At 57.6% G+C, this 23,960-nt stretch carries 26 protein-coding genes; 20 read left to right on the forward strand and 6 right to left on the reverse strand.

Annotated elements, in window-relative coordinates; translation table 11 throughout:
- Nucleotides 1–81 precede the first annotated feature (81 nt).
- The gene (locus AM218_RS11515) at nucleotides 82–2,196 is read right to left on the reverse strand and encodes a TonB-dependent receptor family protein (RefSeq protein ID WP_082318196.1); all 2,115 of its coding nucleotides are present in this window, start codon (nucleotides 2,194–2,196) and stop codon (nucleotides 82–84) included.
- 148 nt (nucleotides 2,197–2,344) lie between these two features.
- On the reverse strand, nucleotides 2,345–2,833 hold the full coding sequence (locus tag AM218_RS11520; RefSeq protein WP_054413999.1) for a hypothetical protein: 489 nt from the start codon (nucleotides 2,831–2,833) through the stop codon (nucleotides 2,345–2,347).
- A gap of 89 nt (nucleotides 2,834–2,922) precedes the next feature.
- Here AM218_RS11520 and AM218_RS11525 point away from each other — a divergent pair, with 89 nt between their 5' ends.
- The 5 genes from AM218_RS11525 to AM218_RS11545 all read left to right on the forward strand — a co-directional run bounded on the left by AM218_RS11525 (nucleotide 2,923) and on the right by AM218_RS11545 (nucleotide 7,633).
- Complete coding sequence (locus AM218_RS11525; protein ID WP_054414000.1) at nucleotides 2,923–3,510, forward strand: HupE/UreJ family protein; 588 nt, start codon at nucleotides 2,923–2,925, stop codon at nucleotides 3,508–3,510.
- Nucleotides 3,511–3,644: 134 nt separating this feature from the next.
- Nucleotides 3,645–5,996: a M1 family metallopeptidase gene (locus tag AM218_RS11530; RefSeq protein WP_054414001.1), complete on the forward strand. Its 2,352-nt coding sequence runs from the start codon at nucleotides 3,645–3,647 to the stop codon at nucleotides 5,994–5,996.
- An 89-nt stretch (nucleotides 5,997–6,085) separates the two neighbouring features.
- On the forward strand, nucleotides 6,086–6,460 hold the full coding sequence (locus AM218_RS11535; protein WP_054415537.1) for a PH domain-containing protein: 375 nt from the start codon (nucleotides 6,086–6,088) through the stop codon (nucleotides 6,458–6,460).
- A 68-nt stretch (nucleotides 6,461–6,528) separates the two neighbouring features.
- Nucleotides 6,529–6,903: a hypothetical protein gene (locus AM218_RS11540; protein ID WP_054414002.1), complete on the forward strand. Its 375-nt coding sequence runs from the start codon at nucleotides 6,529–6,531 to the stop codon at nucleotides 6,901–6,903.
- A 79-nt stretch (nucleotides 6,904–6,982) separates the two neighbouring features.
- A complete protein-coding gene (locus AM218_RS11545) occupies nucleotides 6,983–7,633 on the forward strand; it encodes a beta/alpha barrel domain-containing protein (RefSeq protein WP_054414003.1) in 651 nt (216 codons plus the stop codon).
- Between the two features lie 162 nt (nucleotides 7,634–7,795).
- On the opposite strand, the gene AM218_RS11550 is transcribed toward AM218_RS11545, so the two are convergent.
- Complete coding sequence (locus tag AM218_RS11550; protein WP_054414004.1) at nucleotides 7,796–9,172, reverse strand: NAD(P)/FAD-dependent oxidoreductase; 1,377 nt, start codon at nucleotides 9,170–9,172, stop codon at nucleotides 7,796–7,798.
- Nucleotides 9,173–9,311: 139 nt separating this feature from the next.
- Nucleotides 9,312–9,992 carry a carboxypeptidase-like regulatory domain-containing protein gene (locus AM218_RS11555; protein WP_054414005.1) on the reverse strand — a complete coding sequence of 227 codons (681 nt, stop codon included), beginning with the start codon at nucleotides 9,990–9,992 and terminating at the stop codon, nucleotides 9,312–9,314.
- A gap of 111 nt (nucleotides 9,993–10,103) precedes the next feature.
- Between AM218_RS11555 and AM218_RS11560 the strand changes: the two genes are divergently transcribed.
- The 5 genes from AM218_RS11560 to pruA all read left to right on the forward strand — a co-directional run bounded on the left by AM218_RS11560 (nucleotide 10,104) and on the right by pruA (nucleotide 14,101).
- Nucleotides 10,104–10,499, forward strand: coding sequence for an ArsR/SmtB family transcription factor (locus AM218_RS11560; RefSeq protein WP_054414006.1), 396 nt, complete (start codon nucleotides 10,104–10,106; stop codon nucleotides 10,497–10,499).
- Nucleotides 10,500–10,540: 41 nt separating this feature from the next.
- Nucleotides 10,541–10,858 (forward strand): (2Fe-2S) ferredoxin domain-containing protein, encoded by a 318-nt coding sequence (locus tag AM218_RS11565; protein ID WP_054414007.1) that lies wholly within the window; start codon nucleotides 10,541–10,543, stop codon nucleotides 10,856–10,858.
- Between the two features lie 79 nt (nucleotides 10,859–10,937).
- Nucleotides 10,938–11,648, forward strand: coding sequence for a YjjG family noncanonical pyrimidine nucleotidase (locus AM218_RS11570; RefSeq protein WP_231717480.1), 711 nt, complete (start codon nucleotides 10,938–10,940; stop codon nucleotides 11,646–11,648).
- 58 nt (nucleotides 11,649–11,706) lie between these two features.
- Nucleotides 11,707–12,255: a nucleoside/nucleotide kinase family protein gene (locus AM218_RS11575; protein WP_054414008.1), complete on the forward strand. Its 549-nt coding sequence runs from the start codon at nucleotides 11,707–11,709 to the stop codon at nucleotides 12,253–12,255.
- 178 nt (nucleotides 12,256–12,433) lie between these two features.
- A complete protein-coding gene (gene pruA, locus AM218_RS11580) occupies nucleotides 12,434–14,101 on the forward strand; it encodes an L-glutamate gamma-semialdehyde dehydrogenase (protein WP_054414009.1) in 1,668 nt (555 codons plus the stop codon).
- A gap of 122 nt (nucleotides 14,102–14,223) precedes the next feature.
- Here the strand turns inward: pruA and AM218_RS11585 are convergent, their stop codons facing one another.
- Nucleotides 14,224–14,826 carry a Uma2 family endonuclease gene (locus AM218_RS11585; protein WP_071843771.1) on the reverse strand — a complete coding sequence of 201 codons (603 nt, stop codon included), beginning with the start codon at nucleotides 14,824–14,826 and terminating at the stop codon, nucleotides 14,224–14,226.
- Between the two features lie 131 nt (nucleotides 14,827–14,957).
- Between AM218_RS11585 and AM218_RS11590 the strand changes: the two genes are divergently transcribed.
- From AM218_RS11590 to AM218_RS11635, 10 genes are all read left to right on the forward strand, one after another.
- Nucleotides 14,958–15,350 (forward strand): NADH-quinone oxidoreductase subunit A, encoded by a 393-nt coding sequence (locus AM218_RS11590; protein WP_044511890.1) that lies wholly within the window; start codon nucleotides 14,958–14,960, stop codon nucleotides 15,348–15,350.
- Nucleotides 15,351–15,419: 69 nt separating this feature from the next.
- Nucleotides 15,420–15,974 (forward strand): NADH-quinone oxidoreductase subunit B, encoded by a 555-nt coding sequence (locus AM218_RS11595; protein WP_054414011.1) that lies wholly within the window; start codon nucleotides 15,420–15,422, stop codon nucleotides 15,972–15,974.
- Between the two features lie 75 nt (nucleotides 15,975–16,049).
- On the forward strand, nucleotides 16,050–16,616 hold the full coding sequence (locus AM218_RS11600) for an NADH-quinone oxidoreductase subunit C (protein ID WP_082318199.1): 567 nt from the start codon (nucleotides 16,050–16,052) through the stop codon (nucleotides 16,614–16,616).
- 96 nt (nucleotides 16,617–16,712) lie between these two features.
- Nucleotides 16,713–17,903 (forward strand): NADH dehydrogenase (quinone) subunit D, encoded by a 1,191-nt coding sequence (gene nuoD / locus AM218_RS11605; protein WP_054415544.1) that lies wholly within the window; start codon nucleotides 16,713–16,715, stop codon nucleotides 17,901–17,903.
- Nucleotides 17,904–17,925: 22 nt separating this feature from the next.
- Nucleotides 17,926–18,501 (forward strand): NADH-quinone oxidoreductase subunit NuoE family protein, encoded by a 576-nt coding sequence (locus AM218_RS11610; protein WP_054414012.1) that lies wholly within the window; start codon nucleotides 17,926–17,928, stop codon nucleotides 18,499–18,501.
- Nucleotides 18,502–18,528: 27 nt separating this feature from the next.
- A complete protein-coding gene (nuoF, locus tag AM218_RS11615; RefSeq protein WP_054414013.1) occupies nucleotides 18,529–19,869 on the forward strand; it encodes an NADH-quinone oxidoreductase subunit NuoF in 1,341 nt (446 codons plus the stop codon).
- Between the two features lie 45 nt (nucleotides 19,870–19,914).
- Nucleotides 19,915–20,922, forward strand: coding sequence for an NADH-quinone oxidoreductase subunit G (locus AM218_RS11620; RefSeq protein ID WP_054414014.1), 1,008 nt, complete (start codon nucleotides 19,915–19,917; stop codon nucleotides 20,920–20,922).
- 61 nt (nucleotides 20,923–20,983) lie between these two features.
- The gene (nuoH, locus tag AM218_RS11625; protein WP_054414015.1) at nucleotides 20,984–22,063 is read left to right on the forward strand and encodes an NADH-quinone oxidoreductase subunit NuoH; all 1,080 of its coding nucleotides are present in this window, start codon (nucleotides 20,984–20,986) and stop codon (nucleotides 22,061–22,063) included.
- 152 nt (nucleotides 22,064–22,215) lie between these two features.
- Nucleotides 22,216–22,779, forward strand: a complete 564-nt coding sequence (locus tag AM218_RS11630) for a NuoI/complex I 23 kDa subunit family protein (RefSeq protein WP_054414016.1) — start codon at nucleotides 22,216–22,218, stop codon at nucleotides 22,777–22,779.
- A gap of 159 nt (nucleotides 22,780–22,938) precedes the next feature.
- Nucleotides 22,939–23,448: an NADH-quinone oxidoreductase subunit J family protein gene (locus tag AM218_RS11635; RefSeq protein WP_054414017.1), complete on the forward strand. Its 510-nt coding sequence runs from the start codon at nucleotides 22,939–22,941 to the stop codon at nucleotides 23,446–23,448.
- A 63-nt stretch (nucleotides 23,449–23,511) separates the two neighbouring features.
- On the opposite strand, the gene AM218_RS11640 is transcribed toward AM218_RS11635, so the two are convergent.
- Nucleotides 23,512–23,895: a hypothetical protein gene (locus tag AM218_RS11640; RefSeq protein WP_071843772.1), complete on the reverse strand. Its 384-nt coding sequence runs from the start codon at nucleotides 23,893–23,895 to the stop codon at nucleotides 23,512–23,514.
- Nucleotides 23,896–23,960: the final 65 nt, after the last annotated feature.

Here is a 23,960-nt window from a genome sequence, read left to right on the forward strand (position 1 = left end):
TGCAGTTGACGGATACCTGACTTACAGAGAAAAGCCCATTAGCAGTGAGTTGACAGTTTTTCGTTATGGATACACAAAGCGCTACCAGCGCCAGCCCACGGTAGCGCCGCCGTAATAATTACGCCCGGGCGCGGGCTGATAGTAGCGGTTGCCGAAGGCGTTTAAATCATTGCCCAGGCTGTATTTTCTATCCGTGGCGTTTTCAATGCCCGCAAATACATCCAGCTCCAGTTGCTGCAGCAGCACCCGCCGCCAGCCACCCCGGGCGGCGAAAGTCCAGTAGCCGGGGGCAAACACGGTGTTGGCATCGTTGAGGGGCAGGCGGGCCTGGTGGCTGAGGCTGGGCGTGAGGTAAAACCCTTGCTGGAGGCTGGCATTCAGGCCCGCGCTGAGGGTGTGCGGCGCAGTGCCCGTCAGGCGGTTGCCGGTGTAGTCGTTGGGGCCCTGCTGGTAAGTCTGAAACCGGAAGTGGTTGTAGGCATAGCTGGCCCAGGCCTGCAGACCCGCTTCGGGGGTGGGCGCATTGAAGGTCCCCCCTTCTACCGATGCAGGCTTCCACAACCAGCCGCTCGCCGCTACCTCCGCCCCCAACTGGCGGGTGGCCCCGGAGTTGGAAAACAAGGCGGTGCCCTGCGCATTGCTGCGGGTTACAATGGTTTGGCGGAGCTCAAAATCAAACACCGAAACATCAAACGTGAGCCGATCGGCCAATAGCTGCCCCCTGGTCCCGATTTCGTAGCTGGTGCCGCGCTCGGCCTGCAGGTCGGCGTTCAGGCTGCCATCGGAAGGGCGAATTTCTTCTTCGGTGGGCGGCGAGAAGCCGGTGCTCACGCTGGCATAGGCTGAAATTTTGGGGCTGAGCTCCTTCAGCAGCGCCACCCGCGGGGAAACCTCCGGGCGGAAGCTTCGCTTAAACTGATAGGTATCTGGCTGCGCAGCCGCATCCGATACCCGGGTAATGCGGTAGGTCAGGCGGTTGTAGCTGGCCCCCAGCGTCAGGAGCCAGCCGGCGGGCAGCTCCCAGTCGGCCTGGGTAAAGCCAAAGCCCATAGCCGTCCGGATTTCATCATCGTAGCGCAGGGCCCCGGGCGTGCCGCCCTGGTTGCGGTAGTTGCGGGAATTCTCGAAGCTGCTTTGCACCTCTGCCCCCGCCAGCAAACGGAGCGTATGTCCGGCCAGGGTAGTCTGGTAACGGAAGGCGGTGCGCCCGCCCAGCCCCAGCAGCGTGTTCCGCTCATAGTCTACCAGAAAAGGGGTGCGAATAACTGAGCCGGAGCCATACAACACGGTTTTATTGCTGAGGCGGGGCGAGAATTGGTATTGATGCGAACCGCCCACCAGGGCAGTGCGGGAACGGTAGGCCGCCTTTTGCGCCACAGTGCCCGGCCCGACCGGACTATCGGGGCGGGCCTGCCGGGGGTTCTGCTGAAACTGCGCCAGGGTAAGGCCACCGGGCAGCTGATAATCCAGATCCGTATACAGCAGATGCAGGGCCACGGTGCGCTCATCAGAAGGCCGCAGCTCCCCATCCAGGGCCACTACGCTGCGGCGCTGGGCACTCTGCTGGCGGTAGCCATCCAGGGTCTGACGCACGTACTGGGCGCGCCAGCTGGCTTTTTCCGTGGCGCTTTCGGCAGCTACGTTATAGCGCCGCAACCCAAAGCTGCCCGCCGTGAAGCCGGTTTGTGCCCGGGTGGTGCCCGCGGCCGGCCGGGGGCTGCTGAACAGTACGGCCCCGCCAGTTCCGGCGCCGTAGGCACTGCCTGCCGGGCCTTTCAGCACTTCAATGCGCCCAATAGTAGCGGGGTCCAGCAGGTTGAGCGGGGTGCTGCCGCTGGCCTCGGTGAAGGGAATATCGTTGTAGTAAACCTTCACATTGCGCACCCCAAACGGCGAGCGGAGCGTGCTGCCCCGTACGCTGAGGCGGTAGCTGGCGGTGGCCCGCTCCTCCAGCCGCACGCCCGGCAGCGTATTCACGGCCGCCGTAAGGGAGGTCTGGTTGAACTGGTTGATAACGCGGGCATCTACTACCCCAATACCGGCGGCGGTGCGGCGCAACGGCAGCTCCTGTCCGTAGCCGGTTACGGTGGTTTCCGGGAGCAGCACGGTGCGGGTGGTATCCGGTGCGGGCAGGGTTTGCCCCAGTAGCGGGACGCTGCCCAGCAGCAATCCACTCAACAGGAAAATACGATTCATCAGAAAGAGAAAAAGCCGGCCTCTCCCAACGCGGAAGCATCTGCTCAGGTTGGGCTAATATGGCCAGCCTTACTTCAGACCTACCTCCAGTTCGGCTCCTTTCACATCTTCAATCTGCTGAGGTTATGCCAGCTGCATAATTCAGCACTTAGCGCAGTTTTGCCAGCTGCCGGGACAATTGCCGTTGCATACGCTTGGGAAGCGCCTGCTTTTGCTCGTAGAGGGTTATCATGTCCCGTTCACTTCTCCGGGTGTTTTTGAAGGCGGTGTTAAGTGCCTCGTAGAGTAGAACAAAACCACCAACTGTTCCTACAACAAATCCTGCTGAACGCCAGGTAGAGCCATCATTCTGCGGAGTGGAGTACCCAATTATAGCAACTGAGCCGGAGTTCATTTCCTCGCTCAAACAATAAATCCCTCCCGCCAAAAGAACAGGGAATGAGCCAGCCATTACCCGGGCATTACGGCGGTGCTTCCTGAAAATAGCCTGAATAGCGCGCAGGGTATCGGCGTGGGTATAGGTTGCGGCGGTAGCTGCCGGCCGGGCAATGTGGAGGATGGAGTCGGTGGAAGTTTGTGCCCGGGCAAAGGGGGCTAAACAAATGAGTAATCCGAGAATAAGCACTAATCGGAGCATAACGGGAAAATAGGATACATACACTTGCGGCGGTAATATATAGCAGTTCCGGATATAGCAGTTCCGGCTTCCCTGTCTAGCTTTGCCTTATGTCCGTTTTTCAGACCTACCTCCAGCTCGGCTTCTTCCACATCTTCAATCTGCAGGCTTACGACCACCTGGTGTTCCTGCTGGCCCTGTGCGCGCCCTATGTGCTGCAGGACTGGCGGCGCGTGGCGGCGCTGGTCACCAGCTTCACGGTGGGCCACTCCATTACGCTGGCGCTGGCCACGCTGGGCTTTGTGCAGTACAGCCCGGCGCTCATTGAAGTGCTGATTCCCGTTACCATTCTGCTCACCTGCCTGGTGAACCTGAGCAAGGCCGGGCAGCGCCCCAACCCCAGGGCCCCTATTGTGCTGGCCTTGCCTAACCTACTGGCCATCAGCTTTGGGCTGATTCATGGCCTGGGCTTTTCCAGCTACCTGCGCGAGCTGCTGGGCCACCAGAGCCGGCCGGTGCTGGAGCTGCTGGCTTTCAATGTGGGCGTGGAACTTGGGCAGCTCTTAATTGTGTCTTTGATCCTGATACTGGGCTTGGTGGTGCTGCGGGTATTTAACGTAGCCCGCCGCGACTGGCTGCTGGTAGTAAGCGGCGCGGCAGCGGGCATTGCGGTTATTTTGCTGCTGCAGCACGCCTAAGGCGGGTTAAAGTGCAACCGCCCCAGTGGCTGTTATAGAGATGCAACGTTCCTATCCTGAAAGTGTCTTATTTCGCATTGTCATTTCGTAGCTTTGATTTTCTGTTTTTTGATCTTCGTTTCACCCCTGTTTACATGCTGAAACATTTCTTCCTCACGGCTGGTGTGGCGGTGCTGGTAGCCGGCCCATTGGCTGCCCAGTCCACCAACTCCGGCACCGATAAATTTGCCCAGCTGGGCCAGGAGCTGCCCACGCCCAACGCGTACCGCACGGCCTCCGGGGCACCCGGCAGCCAATATTGGCAGCAGCGCGCCGACTACAACATTCAGGTGAAGCTGGATGATGAAAAGCAGTCCATCACGGGCTCCGAGGACATCACCTACACCAACCTCTCGCCCGATGTGCTCACTTACCTGTGGGTGCAGCTGGACCAGAACATCATGGACAAAAACTCCATCACGCAAGCCACAGAAGTAGGCGAGCTGTCGGATAAGATGTCCTTCCGTGGGCTGGAGTACCTGATGAACTCCGACTTTGAAGGCGGCTTCAAGATTTCGGAAGTGAAGCTGAAAGGTGGTAAAGCTCTGTCCCACGTCATCAACCACACCATGATGCGCATTGACCTGCCCACGCCCTTGCGGCCCAAGCAGGCAGTTACGTTCAGCATCAAGTGGAGCTACAACATCAACGACCAGCTGAAAATCAATCAGCGCTCCGGCTACGAGTTCTTCCCCGAGGACAAGAACTACCTCTACGAAATTGCCCAGTTTTACCCCCGCATGGCGGTGTACTCTGACTTTCAGGGCTGGCAGCACAAGCAGTTCCTGGGCAATGGCGAGTTTGCCCTGCCCTTCGGTGACTACCGCGTGAGCATTACGGCCCCCGCCGACCACGTAGTAGGCGCTACCGGCGTGCTGCAGAACCCCGGCGAAGTACTGACGGCCGCCCAGCGCCAGCGCCTGGAGAAAGCCAAGAATGCCAAAACGCCCGTGCTCATCGTGAGCCAGCAGGAAGCCGAAGCCGCCGAGCAGAAGCGCGCCAAAGGCACCAAAACCTGGACCTACGCCGCCAAAAACGTACGTGACTTTGCCTGGGCTTCGTCTCGCAAATTCATCTGGGATGCCATGCAGATTAAGCAGGCCGGCAAGCCCGTAATGTGCATGAGCTACTACCCCAAAGAGGGCAACCCGCTGTGGGGCAAATACTCCACGGAAGTTGTCGCGCACACCATCAAAACCTACTCCAAGTACACCATCGACTACGAGTACCCGGTAGCTATTTCGGTGCACGGCCCGGTGGGCGGCATGGAATACCCTATGCTGTGCTTCAACGGCGGCCGCCCCGAGAAAGACGGCACCTACTCCGCTGAGCGGAAATACGGGATGATTTCGGTGATTATCCACGAAGTGGGCCACAACTTCTTCCCCATGATCATCAACTCCGATGAGCGCCAGTGGACGTGGATGGACGAAGGCCTGAACACCTTTGTGCAGTACCTCACGGAGCAGGAATGGGAGCGTGGCTACCCCTCCCGCCGCGGTGAGCCCAAGCTGATTGTGGACTACATGCGCACCGGCAAAAACGTGCAGACCCCGATTATGACCAACTCGGAATCGGTGCTGCAGTTTGGGCCGAACGCCTACGCCAAGCCCGCTACCGGCCTGAACATTCTGCGCGAAACCATTCTGGGCCGTCAGCTTTTCGACTACGCCTTTAAGGAATACGCCCGTCGCTGGGCCTACAAGCACCCCGAGCCCGCTGACTTCTTCCGCACCATGGAAGACGCCTCCGGCACTGACCTGGACTGGTTCTGGCGCGGCTGGTTCTACACCACCGACTACACCGACCTCAGCATTGAAGGCGTGAAGTGGTACACCGTAGACTCCAAGAACCCCGAAATTGAAAACGTCCGCAAGCGCGAGCAACTGAATGCGGCCCCTAAAACCCTCTCGGAGCAGCGCAACCTGCAGGACATCAAGCGTACCCTGGTAGACGACAAGCCCGAGCTGAAGGACTTCTACAACCAGTATGACCCGCTGGCTACCACTGAGGCCGACAAGAAGCGCTATCAGGAGTATGTATCTAAGCTTACTCCCGAGCAGCAGAAGCGCCTTTCCGGCGGCCTGCACTTCTACGAGGTAAGCCTGAAAAACCTGGGCGGCCTCACCATGCCGGTTATTGTGCAGATGACCTACGAGGACGGCAAGCAGGAAGTAGTGAACATTCCGGCCGAAATCTGGCGCAAGAACAACGCCCAGGTAACGAAGGTGTTCATCACTGAGAAGCCCGTTGTAAGCTTTGTGCTAGACCCCTTCCTGGAAACCGCCGATACGGACCTGTCTAACAACGCCTTCCCGCACCGGAATTCGCCTTCGCGCTTCGAGTTGTTTGAACAGCAGCAGCGCGCACAGACGAACCCGATGCAGAACGCCATGCAGCAGACGGAGAAGAAACCAACCGGCACCAGCACGGGCGGCAGCAACTAAGCCGCAACTCTGGAAGCCTAACTCCAGTACTGAAACAGCCGCGCCAACTGGTGCGGCTGTTTTTTATTCTACCCTTTGCTACTTTTCACATGGGACTACTCGACGGCTTACTCGGCAATGCATCAGAAAAAGATGCCCAGGAATTACAGGAAGAGCTGACGAAGGTACTGGCCTCTACCGAGCGGGTAGAACGGGCATACGTACTCATCCGGGACCAGATAATCTTCACCAACAAGCGCCTGATTACCGTGGATAAGCAGGGTGTTACGGGCAAAAAGGCCGAGCTGCTAAGCATTCCCTACCGCAGCATCACGCAGTTTTCCATGGAAACCACCGGGCATTTTGATCTGGAATCGGAGCTGAAAATCTGGGTGCGCGGGCAGGCAGCCCCCATCATCAAAACCTTCCGCGACGATAAAAGCATCCATGACATTTACCGGGCCCTGAGCGAGTATGCGTTGTAGCGCTTAAGCCTGCAACCATTTAAGCAGGCTCAGGCTCCTTAAGGCATACTTCTTACTCTCCCCGGTTTATGCATAAGATATTTCTGGCCACTGTAGCCGGCTTGTTGGCGTTGGCCCTGATCAGTAGCTGCAAGGAAGAAAACGTAAATCTGCAGCTGAACTGCGCCCGGGGACGGGTCATTGGTCCCAGCTGCAATGGCCTGCTTATCCAGCTGTTGGAGGAAACCAGTGTAGGGCAAAATATCACGTATCAGGATACAGTGTATACCAACGTGTTTGGCACTTACTCCCCACTTCCAGATACTTTAAAAGCCGGCGACACCTTTGTATTCAGCCTGCAGCCCGCTACAGATGCGGATGCCACTGCGCAACCGTGCCTGGCTATTTACCAGAGTTACGACGTACCCCAACTCACGGTAGGCCCGCCCAAATGTCTGAAATAGCCGTACCCAGAGCTGGCTACCTGGCGCCTGCCGCTTAGCATAATGGGGAAGGTGGCCTGACCCGAAATTTCTTCCGCTTATGCCCCGATTTACCCGTACGCACACCATTACGCAAGCGCAGAGCACCCCGCTAATTCCGGTTTTCTACCACGCCGAAGCCGTGTATGCCCGCCAGGTATTGCAAGCGTGCTACGAGGGCGGCGTCCGGTTGTTTGAGTTCACCAACCGCGGACCCAACGCCTTTGCCATCTTCGCCGATTTACAGCGCTTTGTAGAAGCAGAATACCCAGAGCTGCTCCTGGGAGCCGGCACCATTTTCACGGCCGAAGAAGCCGAGCGGTTTATTGAGGCGGGCGCTGACTTTATCATTCAACCCATTATCAGCGCGGAAGTAGCGGCCGTGTGTCAGCGCCACAACCTGGCCTGGCTGCCCGGCGTCATGACCCTGAATGAGGTGTATCAGGCCCAGCAGCTGGGCGCGGCCCTCGTAAAGCTATTTCCGGCGGCCCAGCTTACTCCGGCTTATCTGAAAGCCCTGCGCGGCTCCATGCCTACCCTGCCCATTATGGCTACCGGCGGTATTCAGCCCACAGTGCCGATGCTCACCGAATGGCGGGAAGCCGGCGCTACCTGCGTAGGCATTGATGCCCGCCTGCTGCTAACGGATGATCCAGCCACCTTATCGGCGCAGGTAGCCATGCTGATGCGGGCTCTGAGTACTACAGCTTAGCTGCACGAATAAATAAGACCGTCATGTCGAGCGAAGTCGAGACATCTCGCTTGCTGAGGTTGGGATAGTAGTCCAACTATTCACCACACTAGCGAGATGTCTCGACTTTGCTCGACATGACGGCCTTTTATAGAAAAAAGCTTGGGATTATTACCCCTTTAGCTAGCCTACGGGGGTTTGAATAGCGGGCGGGGTAGGAATATATTCCGGAGTGGCGGTCTGGTGCTCGGCGGCCTTCTTGCCCCGGTCGTCTTTCACGTCGCGGCGGCTGAAGGGACGGATAATGAGGCGCAGGGCCTGGTCGGAGTTGAAGTAGCTGAAGGCCCAGTCAATAAAGGCCACGATTTTATTACGGAAGCCAACCAGGGTCATCAGGTGCACAAACAGCCAGGTAAGCCAGCCAAAGAAGCCATTGAAATGCACGTCTTTGGGCAAGTCTACCACGGCCTTATTGCGGCTCACAATGGCCATAACGCCTTTGTTCAGGTATTTGAAGTTCTCGGGCGCCTGCCCCTGCAGGATGCGCACTAAGTTCTTAGCCAGCAAATCGGCCTGCTGCTGGGCTACGGGCGCCAGCATGGGCAGGCCGCGGGGCATGTCTTCCGTCACCATATTGGCCACATCGCCAATGGCGAAGACATTCTCGAAGCCTTCCACGCGGTTCCACTGGTTCACGTTGATGCGCTTGTTGCGGGCCACAATTTCCGGCGGCAGGCCGGGTATAGCCGCCCCGTTCACCCCAGCGGCCCAAATCAGGTTTTCCGTGGGAATAAACTCGGTTTCGGAGTAATAGGCGCGGCAGTTTTCGTAGCGCTTAATGGACGTATTCAGCCGGATTTGAACGCCCAGCTCTTCCAGGTATTCTTTTGATTTCTGCTGCGACTTTTTAGACATGGGCCCCAGCAGCTCGGCGCCGGCTTCTACCAGAATAATCTGCATCTGCTGCAAATCCAGCTCGGGGTAGTCCTTAGGCAGCACGTGCTTGCGCATCTCGGCCAGGGAGCCGCTGATTTCCACGCCCGTAGGGCCGCCGCCTACTACTACAATATTCATCAGGGCCTGGCGCTCGTCGGGGTTTTCCGTGAGCAGGGCTTTTTCGAAATTCTGAAAGATGAAGCTGCGCAGATTCAGGGCATTGGGAATGCTCTTGATCTGCATGGCATTACGCTCCAGGCTCTCAATGCCAAAGAAATTGGTGAGTGAGCCGGTAGCCAGTACCAGGTAGTCGTAGTGAATGTCGCCGATATGCGTCACCACCGTATTGCGCTCCGGCTCTACGCGCTGCACATCGGCCATGCGGTAGAAGAAATTCTCCTGGCCCGCGAATATTTTCCGGATGGGATAAGCAATGCTATCGGCTTCCAGGGCGCCGGTAGCTACCTGGTAAAGCAGCGGCTGGAAGTTGTGGTAGTTGTTGCGGTCGATGACTACCACCTGCACGGGGGCGTGGCGCAATTCTTTGGCCAGGCGCAGGCCGGCAAAGCCACAACCCACAATCACTACCCGCGGATTTTTTGAAACCGGAAGGTTCGTATCCATATAAACTCAGCTACTAATGAAGCAAACACTGGCTTTACCGGGAAAACCGGGTCCAGGTTGTCTGTTAAACAAAGAACCTCAGGCAGCGGGGCGCTACCTGAGGTTCTTTCTTGCTTCAGGCGTCTTTCAGGCCCGCCGCTTAATAATCTACGCCTTCTTTCTTCTTGAATTCGCCATCTTTCACCTGTTTGATGAGCTGCAGCCAGCTGAAGGGGTTCAGCAGTGGGTTGTTGGCCTGCACCGAGGGGCCGATGCCCATGCGCCGGTCGCGCTCAAACTGCTGCTGCTGCATGGTTTGGCGGTAGTTGCCCATGCTGGTCACAGGAGCATTATTGAAAATGCGCTTCATGATTTCCTCGTTGAGGTTTTCAGCAGTGCGGGAGCCCCGCTCGGTGGGCAGGCGCAGGGCCAGGAAAGCCTTTTTAAAGTCTCGCTCCGTCACGTAGGGGAAAATGCGAACCTCCGGCAGCATGGTGGCATCTTCCTTCAGCTGCACAATAACGGAGTAGCTCTGGCGCGGGTAGTCCAGCGGTATCACCACCCACTGGTTGCGGTAGCCCAGGGAGCGAATCACGATACTATCACCGGCCAGCACGGGCAGGGAGAAGTAGCCGTAGGCATTGGTGGCGGTGCCACGGCCGGCCTGGGGCACCATCACAGTGGCCCCGGGCACGCCCAGCAGAGAGTCGCCGGTGGCCACAATACCCGTGAACTGCACCACGCGCCGTTGGCCCTGAGCCTGGGCGGCCGAGGAAAAAGCGGCCCACACCAGCACCAGCAGTGCCGGGAAAAGGAATTTATATCGAACTACAACAGACATACAAGGCATTACAGACTACAAGTATACGGTGGATTTGGGGGGAGCCGGCCGGTTTAGCGTAAATTTGTGGCGCCCCCGGCCACTGGTTCTGCCCTCCTGCTTTTACAAAAGATGCGCCTAAAACACTTCACCGTTGCATTTGGCCTCCCAATTTTTAAAGCCCTGGGCGACGAAAGCCGCGTCCGCATCCTGCACTTGCTCTGGCGAAATCAGGAAATGTGCATTTCTGACCTGGAACAGGTGTTGGACTTCACTCAAACAAAAACTTCCCGCCAATTATTGTTTTTAAAAAATGCGGGGCTCGTCAGCTTCCGCCGCCTCGATAACTGGGTTTTCTACTATCTCAAGGATGAGGTAATAGAGCTGATGCAGCAGTTGCTGGGCTACCTGGAGCGCGACCCGCAGCTGGTGCACGACCAGCAGGTGTACCAAACCCTCTGGTCTAACCGGGAGCTGGCCGCGTATAAGCTGCAAAACCGCCGCTGGACCGGAACGCCCGTTTCGTAAGCCGGCCGGCTCCTCCCTTCCGCCCCTACCCTCTGCCATCCATGCTGCTCGATCATCACCTATTTGTCTGCACCAATCAGAAAAACGAAATCGGCCGGGAGGTTGCCAAGGCGCTCAAAATCGAGCTGAAGAAGCAGGGACTGAAAAGCTTGCTGACAGGCGGAGAAAAGCGCCGGAACCGCGTGCAGACCTGTAACTGCCTGGACCAGTGCAAGCACTGCAAAAAAGGCCCCGGCGCTGCCTTGGTCATTTACCCGGAAGGCACCTTCTACGGCGACGTAAAGCCCAAGGACGCCGCCGAAATTGTGCAGAAACACTTGGGCGAAGGCCAGGTTATAAAGCGGTTATTGATTGACTGATTCGCTTTCCAATCCCAAAATCTATCTGTCATCCTGAGCCCCGCGAAGAATGACAAGCAAAATATATATTCATTCTGACGTGAATTCTTCCTTGAAGTCCTACCGCCACCTATTCTTCGACCTCGACCATACGCTCTGGGACTTCGAAACCAACGCCGATGTTACCCTGCGTCACTTGTTCGACCACCACGACCTGCAGCGCTTCGGCACGTTCACGGTAGATGCGTTTATTCAGGTGTATTCCGATATCAACCACGGCTTGTGGCGCCTGTACCAGAACAATAAAATCACGCAGCAACAGCTGCGCGCCACCCGTTTCCCACGCACTTTTGTGAAGCTGGGCCTCACGGAAGCCGACTCCCCGGCCGGTATCTCAGAGCAGTTCACGGATATCCTGCCCAAGAAGTCGGCGGTGTTTCCCTACACCTACGAGGTGCTGGACTACCTGCGCGACAAAGGCTACGAGCTGCACCTGATTACCAACGGCTTCAAGGATATTCAGTACATCAAGCTGAACGCCTCCTGCCTGACGGACTATTTCCAGGAGATTGTCACCTCGGAGTGCTGCGGCCATCTTAAGCCGGATACGCGCATTTTCCAGCACGCCCTGGAGCGCACCGGCGCCACAGCCGCCGAGAGCCTGATGATAGGCGACAACCTGGAGTGCGACGTACTAGGCGCCTACAACGCCGGTATTGACCAGGTGTATTTCAACCCGGAAAAGCGCCGTCATTTCAACGAAGTGACCTACGAAATCAGCTGTTTAAGCGAGCTACGGGCCATTTTATAACTGCTGTTTCTTTACCCAAGGCTAACTATTGCCCCGTTCCTCCCGACCTTTGCCCGCTATGGTACAACTCATCGGACTCTCGGGTAAGCGCGGCAGCGGCAAGGACACGGTGGCTCACCTGATTCAGCAGCTCCAGCCCGAACGCAACTGGCAGATCATGTCCTTCGGGGATGCCATCAAGGCTGTGTGTGCCACCCTGACCGGCGAAAGCACGGCCCCCTATTATACCCAAAACGGCAAAACGGAGCTTCTGCCGGCCTTTGGCCGCACCCGCGGCGAGATGCTGCAGCAGGTAGGGGCCGCCTTGCGCGCCTGGGACTATGAAATCTGGGTGAAGGCCTTTTTCGCCCGCCTGCCTAAAGACCAGTTTGTCATCATTCCCGATGTGCGCTTCCCCAACGAAGCCCAGCCCATTCTGGACCGGGGCGGCATTATGCTGCGCGTGGAAGGCGACCCGCTCCACCAGCGCGGCGACGGCACCCGTGACGACTCGCACCCCAGCGAAACGGTGATGGATACGTATGACCAGTTCACGGCCGTGCTGTATAACACCGGCTCCCGCGCTGAGCTGGAAAAGCAGGTGGCAGACATGCTAAATCAACTCTAAAAATCGTGTCATCCTGAGCCCGGCAAAGGACCTTCTCACTCAGGAGCATATCGTAGTATCACTTCTGGTTCAAGCCCAAGCAGGTCCCTGTACCGGGCGCGGGATGACAGACAGTATTCTTATACCTTTGCCCGCCCACTTCTCCATTAATAATCTGCAACCCAAACCCGCAACCGCTATGGCCAACGGCTTTTTTAACGTTCCCACCCCGATTAATGAGCCTGTTAAAGGCTACGCGCCCAACTCGCCGGAGCGCCTGGAGCTGCTCAAAACGCTGAAAGAGCTGAAACAGCAACAGCGCGACATTCCGATGCACATCGGCGGCCAGGAAATCCGCACGGGCAAAACCAAGAATATCACCGCGCCGCACGACCACCAGCACGTGCTGGGGCAGTTTCACGAGGGCGACAAAACCCACGTAGGCCAGGCCATTGAAGCCGCCCTGGCTGCCCGCACCAACTGGGCCGAAATGCCCTGGGAGCACCGCGCCGCCATCTTCCTGAAAGCCGCCGACCTGCTGGCTGGCCCCTACCGGGCGCGCCTCAACGCGGCTACCATGCTGGGCCAGAGCAAAAACGCTTTCCAGGCTGAAATTGACGCTGCCTGTGAGCTGATCGACTTTTTCCGCTTCAACGTGCACTTCATGCAGGAAATCTACCGGCAGCAGCCGGAGAGCCTCCCCGGCATGTGGAACCGCCTGGAGCACCGCCCGCTGGAAGGCTTCGTGTTTGCCCTCACGCCCTTCAACTTCACCTCCATTGCCGGCAACCTGCCTACTTCCGTGGCCATGATGGGCAACGTGGTGGTGTGGAAGCCCGCCAACACCCAGATTTACTCAGCCCAGGTGCTGATGGAGCTGTTCAAGGAAGCTGGTGTACCGGATGGCGTTATCAACCTTGTGTATGTGGATGGCCCCACCGCCGGTGATGTTATCTTCTCGCATCCTGATTTCGCCGGTATCCACTTCACCGGTTCTACGGGCGTGTTCCAGAACATCTGGAAAACCATTGGTCAGAATATCAGCACCTACAAGAGCTACCCACGCATTGTAGGCGAAACCGGCGGCAAGGACTTCATCCTGGCCCACCACTCGGCGCATCCGCGCCAGGTGGCTACGGCCATTAGCCGCGGTGCTTTTGAGTATCAGGGGCAGAAGTGCTCGGCCGCTTCCCGCGTGTACATCCCCAGCAACATGTGGGATGAAGTGAAAGGCTACCTGCAGGAAGATCTGAAGTCGTTTAAAATGGGCGACGTGGAGGATTTCTCCAACTTCATCAACGCCGTTATCGACGAGAAGTCGTTCGATAAGCTGGCCAAGTACATCGACGGTGCCAAGGCTGATGATTCGGCCGAAATCATTGCAGGCGGTAACTACGATAAGTCGAAAGGCTATTTCATTGAGCCCACGATTATCGTGACCAAAAACCCGCAGTACATCACCATGTGTGAGGAGCTGTTTGGCCCCGTGCTCACGCTGTACGTGTACGACTCGCAGGAATTCGAGAAAACGCTGGATCTGGTAGATGGCACTTCGCCCTATGCCCTCACCGGCGCTATCTTCTCCCAGGACCGCTATGCCATTGATCTGGCCTCGAAGCGCCTGGTGCACGCCGCCGGCAACTTCTACATCAATGATAAGCCTACCGGCGCTGTGGTAGGCCAGCAGCCCTTCGGCGGTGCCCGCGCCTCCGGCACTAACGATAAGGCTGGCTCCATGCTGAATCTGCTCCGTTGGGTGTCGCCGCGCGCTATCAAAGAAACCTTCGTACCGCCGGTAGACTACCGCTACCCCTTCCTGGGCGTGGATAACCACGAGGACCTGAACGTAGCGAAAGGCGGTTTTTAAGCCGTTTAACTTTCTGACAGAAAAAGCCGCTCCGGGTTACCGGGGCGGCTTTTTCTATTTTCTTACGGGGTGTCATGTTGAGTTGACCGAAGCGTCTCTACCGCTCAGCATGACACGTTCTGCTATAACTCCGCTGGCGGCTGCGCCCGCATCGGCGTAATGTCTATTTCATCATAAATATCCTGTACACGCAGCATAGCATCCAGCTCCGGGATTTTCAGTGTATCGGTCAGTTCGCCCAGCGGGGTGAAGGACCACACGCCGCTTTCCTCACGCCGGAACCACTCTACCAGGCAGGTGTGCTGAGAAACCAGCAGGTAGTGCTGCAATGAGGATAGCTGTTTGTATTGATTGAATTTCCAACTCCGGTCGTGGTCGGCGGTGGAGGGCGAGAGGATTTCAATGATGAGTACCGGATGGTGCATGGTGCGCTCAGCTGCCAGATCGTCGGCATCACAGGTAACCATCACATCCGGATAGGTATGATAGTGGCCTGCCTGAACGGCCAGTTGCACCCCTTCCAGAAATACCCGGCAACCTTTGCCACGCACTGCCTGTCGCAGGGCAAAGGCGCAGTTCTGCGCAATTAGGTTGTGCCGGGGAGTAGCCCCCGACATGCCATACACCTCCCCCTCAAAAAACTCGTGTCGCTGCTCCGAAACCTCTTCCAGCGCCTGGTATTCTTCCAAGGTGTAGCGCCGCATTGGGGATTGAGGATGTGCCATATCACAACTGCTGATTTGCCCAAATATACGCCATTCCCTTACCCACCCGGTTTAACCTTTGTTCCCAACCCTCCAAGCCCTACCTTTGCCCTCCAATGCCGTTCCCGAACGGCCTTTTCCCGTTGCTGCTTATGCTTCTTGCTGTAACCTCCAATTACCAGCCCTCTGACTTTCTGCCGATTATCGTGCAGTTTGTGCTGGCTATAGCCTTCGTGGCTTTTTCCATGATTGCCTCTCACCTCATCGGTCCGCGCCGCAAGAGCCGCGTGAAGGATGAAGCCTTTGAGTGCGGCATCGAATCGGTGGGCAATGCGCGCACGCCTATTTCGGTGAAGTACTTCCTCACAGCCATTCTATTTGTGCTGTTTGATGTGGAAGTCATCTTCATGTACCCCTGGGCCGTGAACTTCCGGGAGCTGGGCAAAACCGGCTTCTACGAAATGATTGTATTCCTGGCTTTGCTGATGGCGGGCTTTGCCTACGTTATCAAAAAAGGCGTCCTGCGCTGGAATGAAGCCCGTTAGCAGCAACCTTTAGCCCACCCGCAGTGTTGGCTATGCGGGGTTTCCCGTTTTCTAAACTGACCTTTCCGCATGGATAATAGAGTTCCTGAAATCAAAACTGTAGAGGCACCGGAAGGCATTGAGGGTGCAGGCTTTTTTGCCACGTCGCTGGAGAAAGTAGTGGGCATTGCCCGCGCCAACTCCCTGTGGCCCTTGCCCTTTGCTACTTCGTGCTGCGGTATCGAGTTCATGGCTACCATGGGCTCGCACTATGATATTTCCCGCTTCGGCTCGGAGCGCCCTTCGTTTTCGCCTCGGCAGGCCGACCTGCTGATGGTGATGGGTACCATTGCCAAGAAGATGGCGCCCATTGTAAAGCAGGTATATGAGCAAATGGCCGAGCCCCGCTGGGTACTGGCCATGGGCGCCTGCGCCTGCTCCGGCGGTATTTTCGATAGCTACTCTGTGCTGCAGGGCATCGACCGGATTATCCCGGTAGACGTGTACGTGCCCGGCTGCCCGCCCCGCCCCGAGCAGGTGCTGGATGGCCTGATGCGCGTGCAGGATCTGGCCAAAAATGAATCGATGCGCCGCCGCAACTCGCCCGAGTATCAGGCCCTGCTGGCGTCTTATAACATTAAGTAAGAAGCCGGAAGCGAGGAGCGGGAAGTTTATTCCGGACCCTCGCTTCTCTTCTCTCCTCTAGCTTCTTCCACCAGAATGGCTGAACAGAACGAAGAATCTCCCGCTGCCCAGGAAACTGCCGCGGCACTGGACCCGGCCGCGCAGCAAAACGCGCAGCTGCTGGCTTTGCTGCACCGCTTGTTTGGGGCCGATGCCTTTACCGATGTAGAGGAGCCCTACGGCATGCTGACGGTGACCACCACGCGTGAGCGGATTCATGACATCATTGCCGGCCTTCAGCAGGACCAGGAATTGCAGCTCAACTTCCTCACCACCATGTGCGGCATGCACTGGCCGGAGCGCGAAGGACAGGAGCTGGGCATAGTGTACATGCTGCACAGCCTGGTGCACAACATCCGCCTGCGCCTGAAGATTTTCTTCCCCATTGCCGACCCGGTGGTGCCCACCATGACGGACATCTACGGCACGGCCAACTGGATGGAGCGCGAAGCCTATGATTTCTACGGCATCCTGTTCCCGGGCCATCCTAACCTCATTCGCATCCTCAACGTGGAGGATATGGACTACTACCCCATGCGCAAGGAGTACGCGCTGGAAGATGGTACCCGCGAAGACAAAACTGACCTTTTCTTCGGCCGCTAGGCCCCTGATACCTTTATCATGGCAGTAAACGACACGCTGGAAGGCACCCATAAAATCATTGAGTCGGCGAAGGAGCAGGACCACCGCATCAACCCGATGCACCCGGCCGTCAACGACTTCAACCAGGAGCTGACTACGCTGAACCTGGGCCCCACGCACCCCGCTACCCACGGCATCTTCCAGAACATTCTGCAGATGGACGGGGAGCGGATTATTTCGGGCGTGCCCACCATCGGCTACATCCACCGCGCCTTCGAGAAGATTGCCGAGCGCCGGCCCTTCTACCAGATTACGCCCCTGACGGACCGCATGAACTATTGTTCGTCGCCCATCAACAACATGGGCTGGCACATGACGGTAGAGAAGCTGCTGGGCGTTACGGTGCCCACCCGCGCCCAGTACATGCGCGTGATTGTGATGGAGCTGGCTCGGATTACCGACCACCTCATCTGCAACTCCATTCTGGGGGTAGATACCGGCGCTTTCACGGGCTTCCTGTATGTGTTTCAGGAGCGCGAGAAGGTGTATGAGATTTACGAGGAAATCTGCGGCGCCCGCCTCACTACCAACATGGGCCGCGTGGGCGGTATGGAGCGCGACTTTACGCCCGTAGCCCTGCAGAAGCTGCGCGACTGGCTGAAGACCTTCCCGGCCGTGATGCGGGAGTTTGAGAAGATGTTTAACCGCAACCGCATCTTCATGGACCGCACCCAGAACGTGGGCGGTATCACGGCGGAGAAGGCGCTGAACTACGGCTTCACGGGCCCCAACCTGCGCGCCGCCGGCGTCGACTACGACGTGCGGGTGATGAACCCCTACTCCTCTTATCAGGATTTCGACTTTGAAATTCCGGTGGGCACCAACGGCGATACTTACGACCGTTTCATGGTGCGCAACGAGGAAATCTGGCAGAGCCTGCGCATTATCAATCAAGCCCTGGAAAACCTGCCCGAAGGCCCCTTCCACGCCGATGCCCCGCATTATTACCTGCCGCCCAAGCAGGCCGTGTACCAGAACATGGAGGCTCTCATCTACCACTTCAAAATCATCATGGGTGAGATTGAAGCGCCGGTGGGTGAAGTGTACCACTCCGTGGAAGGCGGCAACGGCGAGCTGGGCTTCTACCTCGTTTCCGACGGGGGTCGCACGCCCTACCGCCTGCATTTCCGCCGCCCTTGCTTTATCTACTACCAGGCTTACCCCGAAATGGTGGTGGGCTCAACCCTCTCCGACGCCATCGTGACTCTGTCATCGATGAACGTTATTGCCGGCGAGCTGGACGCGTAGTTTTTTGCTGAATTTGACTGATATGGAACCGACTACTGCGCCCGCTAAGCCGCAATTTTCTGAAGCTGCGAAGGCCGAAATTGCGCGCATCTGCAAGCAATATCCTGAAGAGCGCCGCAAGTCGGCCCTGCTGCCCGTGCTGCACATTGCCCAGGCGGAATTTGGCGGCTGGGTAAGCCCCGAAGTACAGGACCTAGTGGCCGAAGCACTGGGCCTGGCCCCGATTGAGGTGTACGAGGTGTCGACGTTCTACACCATGTTCAACCTGAGGCCGGTAGGCAAGCACGTGCTGGAAATCTGCCGCACGGGCCCCTGCATGCTGCGCGGCTCCGATGAGCTGACTGCACATCTGGAGCGCATCACCGGCGCTATGGTAGGTGGCCCGCCATCAGCCGATGGTTTGTTTACCCTGAAGGAAGTGGAGTGCCTGGCCGCCTGCGGCTTTGCCCCCATTGTGCAGGTGCGCGAGAAGTACTACGAGCAGCTGGACACCCAGGAAGCCGTGGATGCTATGCTCTCGGAGCTGCGCAAACAGGTACACCGCCCGGCGCTGCCGTGGGAAGAAAACGGCCTCCCGAACGCGCTGGCCAACAACTAACGTCTTTCAGCTTACCGCTCAGAACTTATGGGACGCAAACTGCTGACCGAACATATTAACGTTGAAGGCATCGACACCCTGGAGGTATACCGCAAGCATGGCGGGTACCGCTCGGTGGAGAAGGCCATCAAAACCATGACGCCCGAAGAGGTGGTGGAAGAAGTGAAGAAGTCGGGCCTGCGGGGCCGCGGCGGCGCTGGCTTCCCCACGGGCATGAAGTGGAGCTTCCTGGCCAAACCCGAGGGCGTGCCGCGCTACCTCGTCTGCAACGCCGACGAATCGGAGCCGGGCACCTTCAAGGACCGCCAGCTGATGTCCAAGCTGCCGCATCTGCTCATCGAGGGCATGATTACGAGCTCCTACGCGCTGGGCGCCAACACCTCGTACATCTACATCCGCGGCGAGTTGTTGTACGTGCTGCGCATCCTGGAAAAAGCCATTGCCGAAGCCTACGCGGCCGGTTACCTGGGCAAGAACATCCTCGGCTCGGGCTACGATCTGGACCTGTACTTGCACCCCGGTGGCGGCGCCTACATCTGCGGTGAGGAAACGGCGCTGCTGGAATCCCTGGAAGGCAAGCGTGGCAACCCGCGCAACAAGCCGCCATTCCCGGCGGTGCAGGGCCTGTACGCCCGCCCCACGGTGGTTAACAACGTAGAATCCATTGCCGCCATTCCGGTTATTGTAAACGAAGGTGGCGACGAGTACGCTAAAATTGGCATTGGCCGGAGCACCGGTACCAAGCTGATTTCGGCCTGCGGCCACCTCAACAAGCCCGGTATCTACGAAATTGAGTTGGGTCTGCCCGTTGAGGAGTTCATCTATTCCGATGAGTACTGCGGCGGCATCTGGAAAGGCCGGGAGCTGAAGGCCGTAGTAGCCGGTGGCTCTTCCGTGCCGATTCTGCCCAAAGAACTGATCCTGAAAACGGCCGCCGGTGAAAACCGCCTCATGACCTACGAGTCACTCTCGGATGGTGGTTTCGTGACGGGTACCATGCTGGGCTCGGGTGGCTTTATTGCCATGGACGAGACAACCTGCATTGTGCGCAACACCTGGAACTTCTCCCGCTTCTACCATCACGAGTCGTGCGGGCAATGCTCGCCCTGCCGTGAGGGTACGGGCTGGCTGGAGAAAGTGCTCCACCGCTTGGAGTACGGCCACGGCCGCATGGAAGACATCGACCTGCTGGTGAGTGTAGCCAAGCAAATTGAAGGCAACACCATTTGCCCGCTGGGCGAAGCGGCTGCCTGGCCGGTAGCTGCCGCCGTGCGCCACTTCCGCGAGGAGTTTGAATGGCACGTGACCAACGCCAAAGAAGCCGTGCAGCCCGGCGCGGTCTTCCCCGGCAAGGCTGTGCTGGTTTAATTTTCTGGTAATTGACTTTCTCTTCCCTCACGGAAGCTTTGAATAATGGCTAAAATAACCTTCGACGGCATCGAGGTTGAAGTTCCGGACGGAACCACCATCCTCAACGCAGCCCGCCAGATTGGCGGCAGCATTGTGCCCCCGGCTATGTGCTACTACACGCCCCTGAAAGGCTCGGGCGGCAAGTGCCGCGCCTGCTTGGTGCGCGTAGCCGCCGGCTCGGCCAAGGACCCGCGCCCCATGCCCAAGCTGGTGGCCTCGTGCGTCACGCCCGTGCAGGATGGCATGATAGTGGAAAACACTACGTCTGAGCAGGTGATGGACGTGCGCAAAGGCATTGTGGAGATGCTGCTCATCAACCACCCGCTGGACTGCCCCGTGTGCGACCAGGCCGGGGAGTGTGACCTGCAGAACTTCGCCTACGAGCATGGCGTGAGCACCACCCGCTACGTAGAGGAGCGCCGCACTTTCGAGAAAATCGACATCGGCCCGCTGATTCAGTTGCACATGACGCGCTGCATTCTGTGCTACCGCTGCGTGTACACCGCCGACCAGCTGACCGACAAGCGCGTGCACGGCGTACTGGGCCGCGGCGACGCCGCTGAAATCGGCACCTACATCGAGAACATCATCGACAACGACTTCTCCGGCAACGTTATCGACGTATGCCCGGTAGGCGCTCTGACCGATAAAACATTCCGCTTTAAGCAGCGCGTTTGGTTCACGAAGCCCGTGAATGCGCACCGCGACTGTGAGAACGAGAAGTGTGGAGGCCGCGTGGTACTCTGGTACAAAGGCAAAGACGTGCTCCGCGTAACGGCCCGCAAGGACGAGTACGGCGAGGTAAAAGAGTGGATCTGCAACACCTGCCGTTTCGACAAAAAGGAAACCGCTGACTGGACCATCGAAGGCCCGGCTCACATCGACCGTTCTTCGGTAATTTCGGCCAACCACTATGAGCTGCCGGTGGTGAACCCGCAGGTTATTGCCGATTTGCCCGAGAGCTCCGTGCGGGATCTGGAGCAGAATCCACCCATGAAACTGGGTAACTAAGCTGAGTATATACGGTTCTGCCACCCTTTTTTGAGGGTGATTTTAAGCAAGCAACTCTCCCATGATAGAAATACCAACCCTGGGCTGGCAATCCATCGTCATCTTCGTTGTATTCGCGCTTTCGCTGCTGATTGCTACATATTGCACTTACGCTGAGCGGGTCATTGCCGCGTTTCTGCAGGACCGCGTAGGCCCGGACCGTGCCGGCCCCTATGGCTTGGCCCAACCCCTGGCCGATGCCGTGAAGATGTTCACGAAGGAAGAATTTTTCCCCGGTGGCGCCAATAAGGCCCTGTTCATCTTTGGCCCCTGCCTGGCCATGACCACGGCTCTGATGTCGTCGGCGGTTATTCCGTTCGGCAACAACGTGAGCTTTGGCAACAACCTTTTCTTCCTGCAGGGTATTGAGGTGAACATCGGCATGCTGTGGATTTTCGGCGTGGTTTCGCTGGGGGTTTATGGTGTGATGATTGGCGGCTGGGCTTCCAACAACAAGTTCTCCCTGCTGGGCGCTATCCGGGCGGCTTCGCAGAACATCAGCTACGAGCTGGCCATGGGCATGTCGCTGATTGCGGTGCTGATGATTTCCGGCACCTTGTCGCTGCGCGAAATCACCCTACAGCAGTCCATTGCCGGTGAATGGCATTTCTGGAACATCGTGAAGCAGCCTTTGGGCTTTATCATCTTCCTGGTGTGCGCTTTCGCGGAAACCAACCGTACGCCTTTTGACTTGCCCGAGTGCGAAACGGAGCTGGTAGGCGGCTATCACACGGAGTATTCCTCCATGAAGCTGGGCCTGTACCTGTTCTCGGAGTACGTGAACATCTTCGTGGTTTCGGCCGTGATGAGCGTGCTGTACTTCGGCGGCTTCAACTTTCCCTTCCAGTACGAGCTGCGCGACTGGCTGGTGAGCAACCACGACTGGACGCTAGCTTCGGCGCAGAACCTGATTACCTTCCTGGGTACGGCGGGTCTGTTCCTGAAGATCTTTGCCTTTATCTTCTTCTTCATGTGGATTCGCTGGACTCTCCCGCGCTTCCGCTACGACCAACTGATGCGCCTGGGCTGGACCATTCTCATTCCGCTGGCCGTGATAAACATCCTCATCACCGGCGGGCTCATCCTGTTCGGCGTGATTTAGTAATTTACATCTCTCTCGCTTGTCATGTCGAGCGAAGTCGAGACATCTTGCTAGTGTGGTAAATAGTTAGCGCCACAACCTCAGCACGCGAGATGTCTCGACTTCGCTCGACATGACAAACGCTAGTACGGACAGTTTTCGCAACTGATTATATGCAACTCACCAACCGAGCCAAGATACTGGAGAAAAAACCGATGACGCTGGCCGAACGGGCTTACCTGCCGGCTATTTTCCAGGGGCTAAGCATCACGATGCGGCACTTCTTCATGAAGAAGGCCACCATCCGCTACCCCGAAGAAACGCGTCCCTTCTCCCCCATCTTCCGTGGCCTGCACGTGCTCAAGCGCGACGAGCAGGGCCGGGAGCGGTGCACTGCCTGCGGCCTCTGCGCCGTAGCCTGTCCCGCCGAAGCCATTACCATGGTAGCCGGCGAGCGGAAGAAAGGTGAAGAAGGCCTCTACCGCGAGGAGAAGTACGCCGTCAGCTACGAAATCAACATGCTGCGGTGCATTTTCTGCGGCCTCTGCGAGGAAGCCTGCCCGAAAGCCGCCGTATACCTGCAGCCCGATAAAATGGCCCCGCCCCGCTATGAGCGCGACGAGTTCATCTACGGCAAAGACCGGCTGGTAGAGCCCGTGTCGCCAGATGCACGCTCTATCCGCGGTATTCAGCTGACGCCGGAGCAGGCCAAGGCGCTGCGCGCAAATCTGGCGTAGTAGAACGTCAATTCCCCTCCTTTTTTCAAGGAGGGGTGCCCAAAGGGCGGGGTGGTTAACTAGAACTAAAAGACTAGAGCTAGTTATCGTTCTGCCAGCATCAACCACCCCTAGCCCCTCCTTATCTGAGGAGGGAAACTAGTTTTCTTGCTTTCTCCTATGTCTCCACTCTTTCTTTTTCTGGCTTTTGTAGCGCTGCTGAGCGCGCTGGGTGTGGTATTCGCCAAAAACCCGGTACACAGCGTGCTGTTCCTGATTCTGACGTTCTTCTCGCTGTCGGGACACTACCTGCTGCTGAACGCGCAGTTTCTGGCTGCCGTGAACATCATTGTGTACGCTGGCGCTATTATGGTGCTGTTCCTGTTCGTGATTATGTTCCTGAACCTGAACGTGGACACGGAGCCGCACAAGCCCGCGCTGGCAAAAATTGCCGCCGCCGTAGCCGGTGGCTCGCTGCTGCTCATCATGGTTGCCGCCATGAAAGACGTGCAGCCCGCTGGTTACGATGCCGCTACGTTCAACTCGCAGATTGGCATGGTAGATAAGCTGGGCATGGTGCTTTATACGCAGTATCTGCTGCCATTTGAGCTGGCTTCGGTGCTGTTCCTGGTGGCTATGGTGGGCGCCGTAATGCTGGGCAAGCGCGAACTAGGAGAGCGGAATTTCTAGGTAGTAGTTTTTCTGATTAGATATACAAAAGCGGCGACTGATATCTCAGTCGCCGCTTTTCTTTTACTGGGCTTGGGAAGCAGACTGAGGTTGCTCAGCGGGCATGCGCATCCACGGTGGGCCGCAGCTGGTGCGCATTTTCTGGCGGAATTTCTCCCGCTCTTCTTCCGTCATGCCCTGCATGCGGTTTTCCATTTTGTTGCGCCAGTGTTCCTGGGCGCGGGCTTTCCAGGCGCCGCCTCCACCACCTTTGTGAAAACCGCCGAATAGAATGCGGCTCAGGATCAGCAGCCCCAGGGACTGCCCGAATGAGAGTAGTGGCAGGCCGAAGATGGCCGGCATCAGCCAGTTCCAGAGGCTCATCACCACGAAGCCGGCTAGCGCAATAAACAGCGCTACGAGGAGGACAAATTTTAGGCCGCGGAGCAGCCAGAAGGAACGGTTCATATATCGTTTGATGTGGGGGGGTGCGAGTGGGAGTTATAGGGAGCCGCGTAATTGGCGGCCGGGTG

The organism is Hymenobacter sp. DG25A (assembly GCF_001280305.1).
GTDB lineage: Bacteria > Bacteroidota > Bacteroidia > Cytophagales > Hymenobacteraceae > Hymenobacter.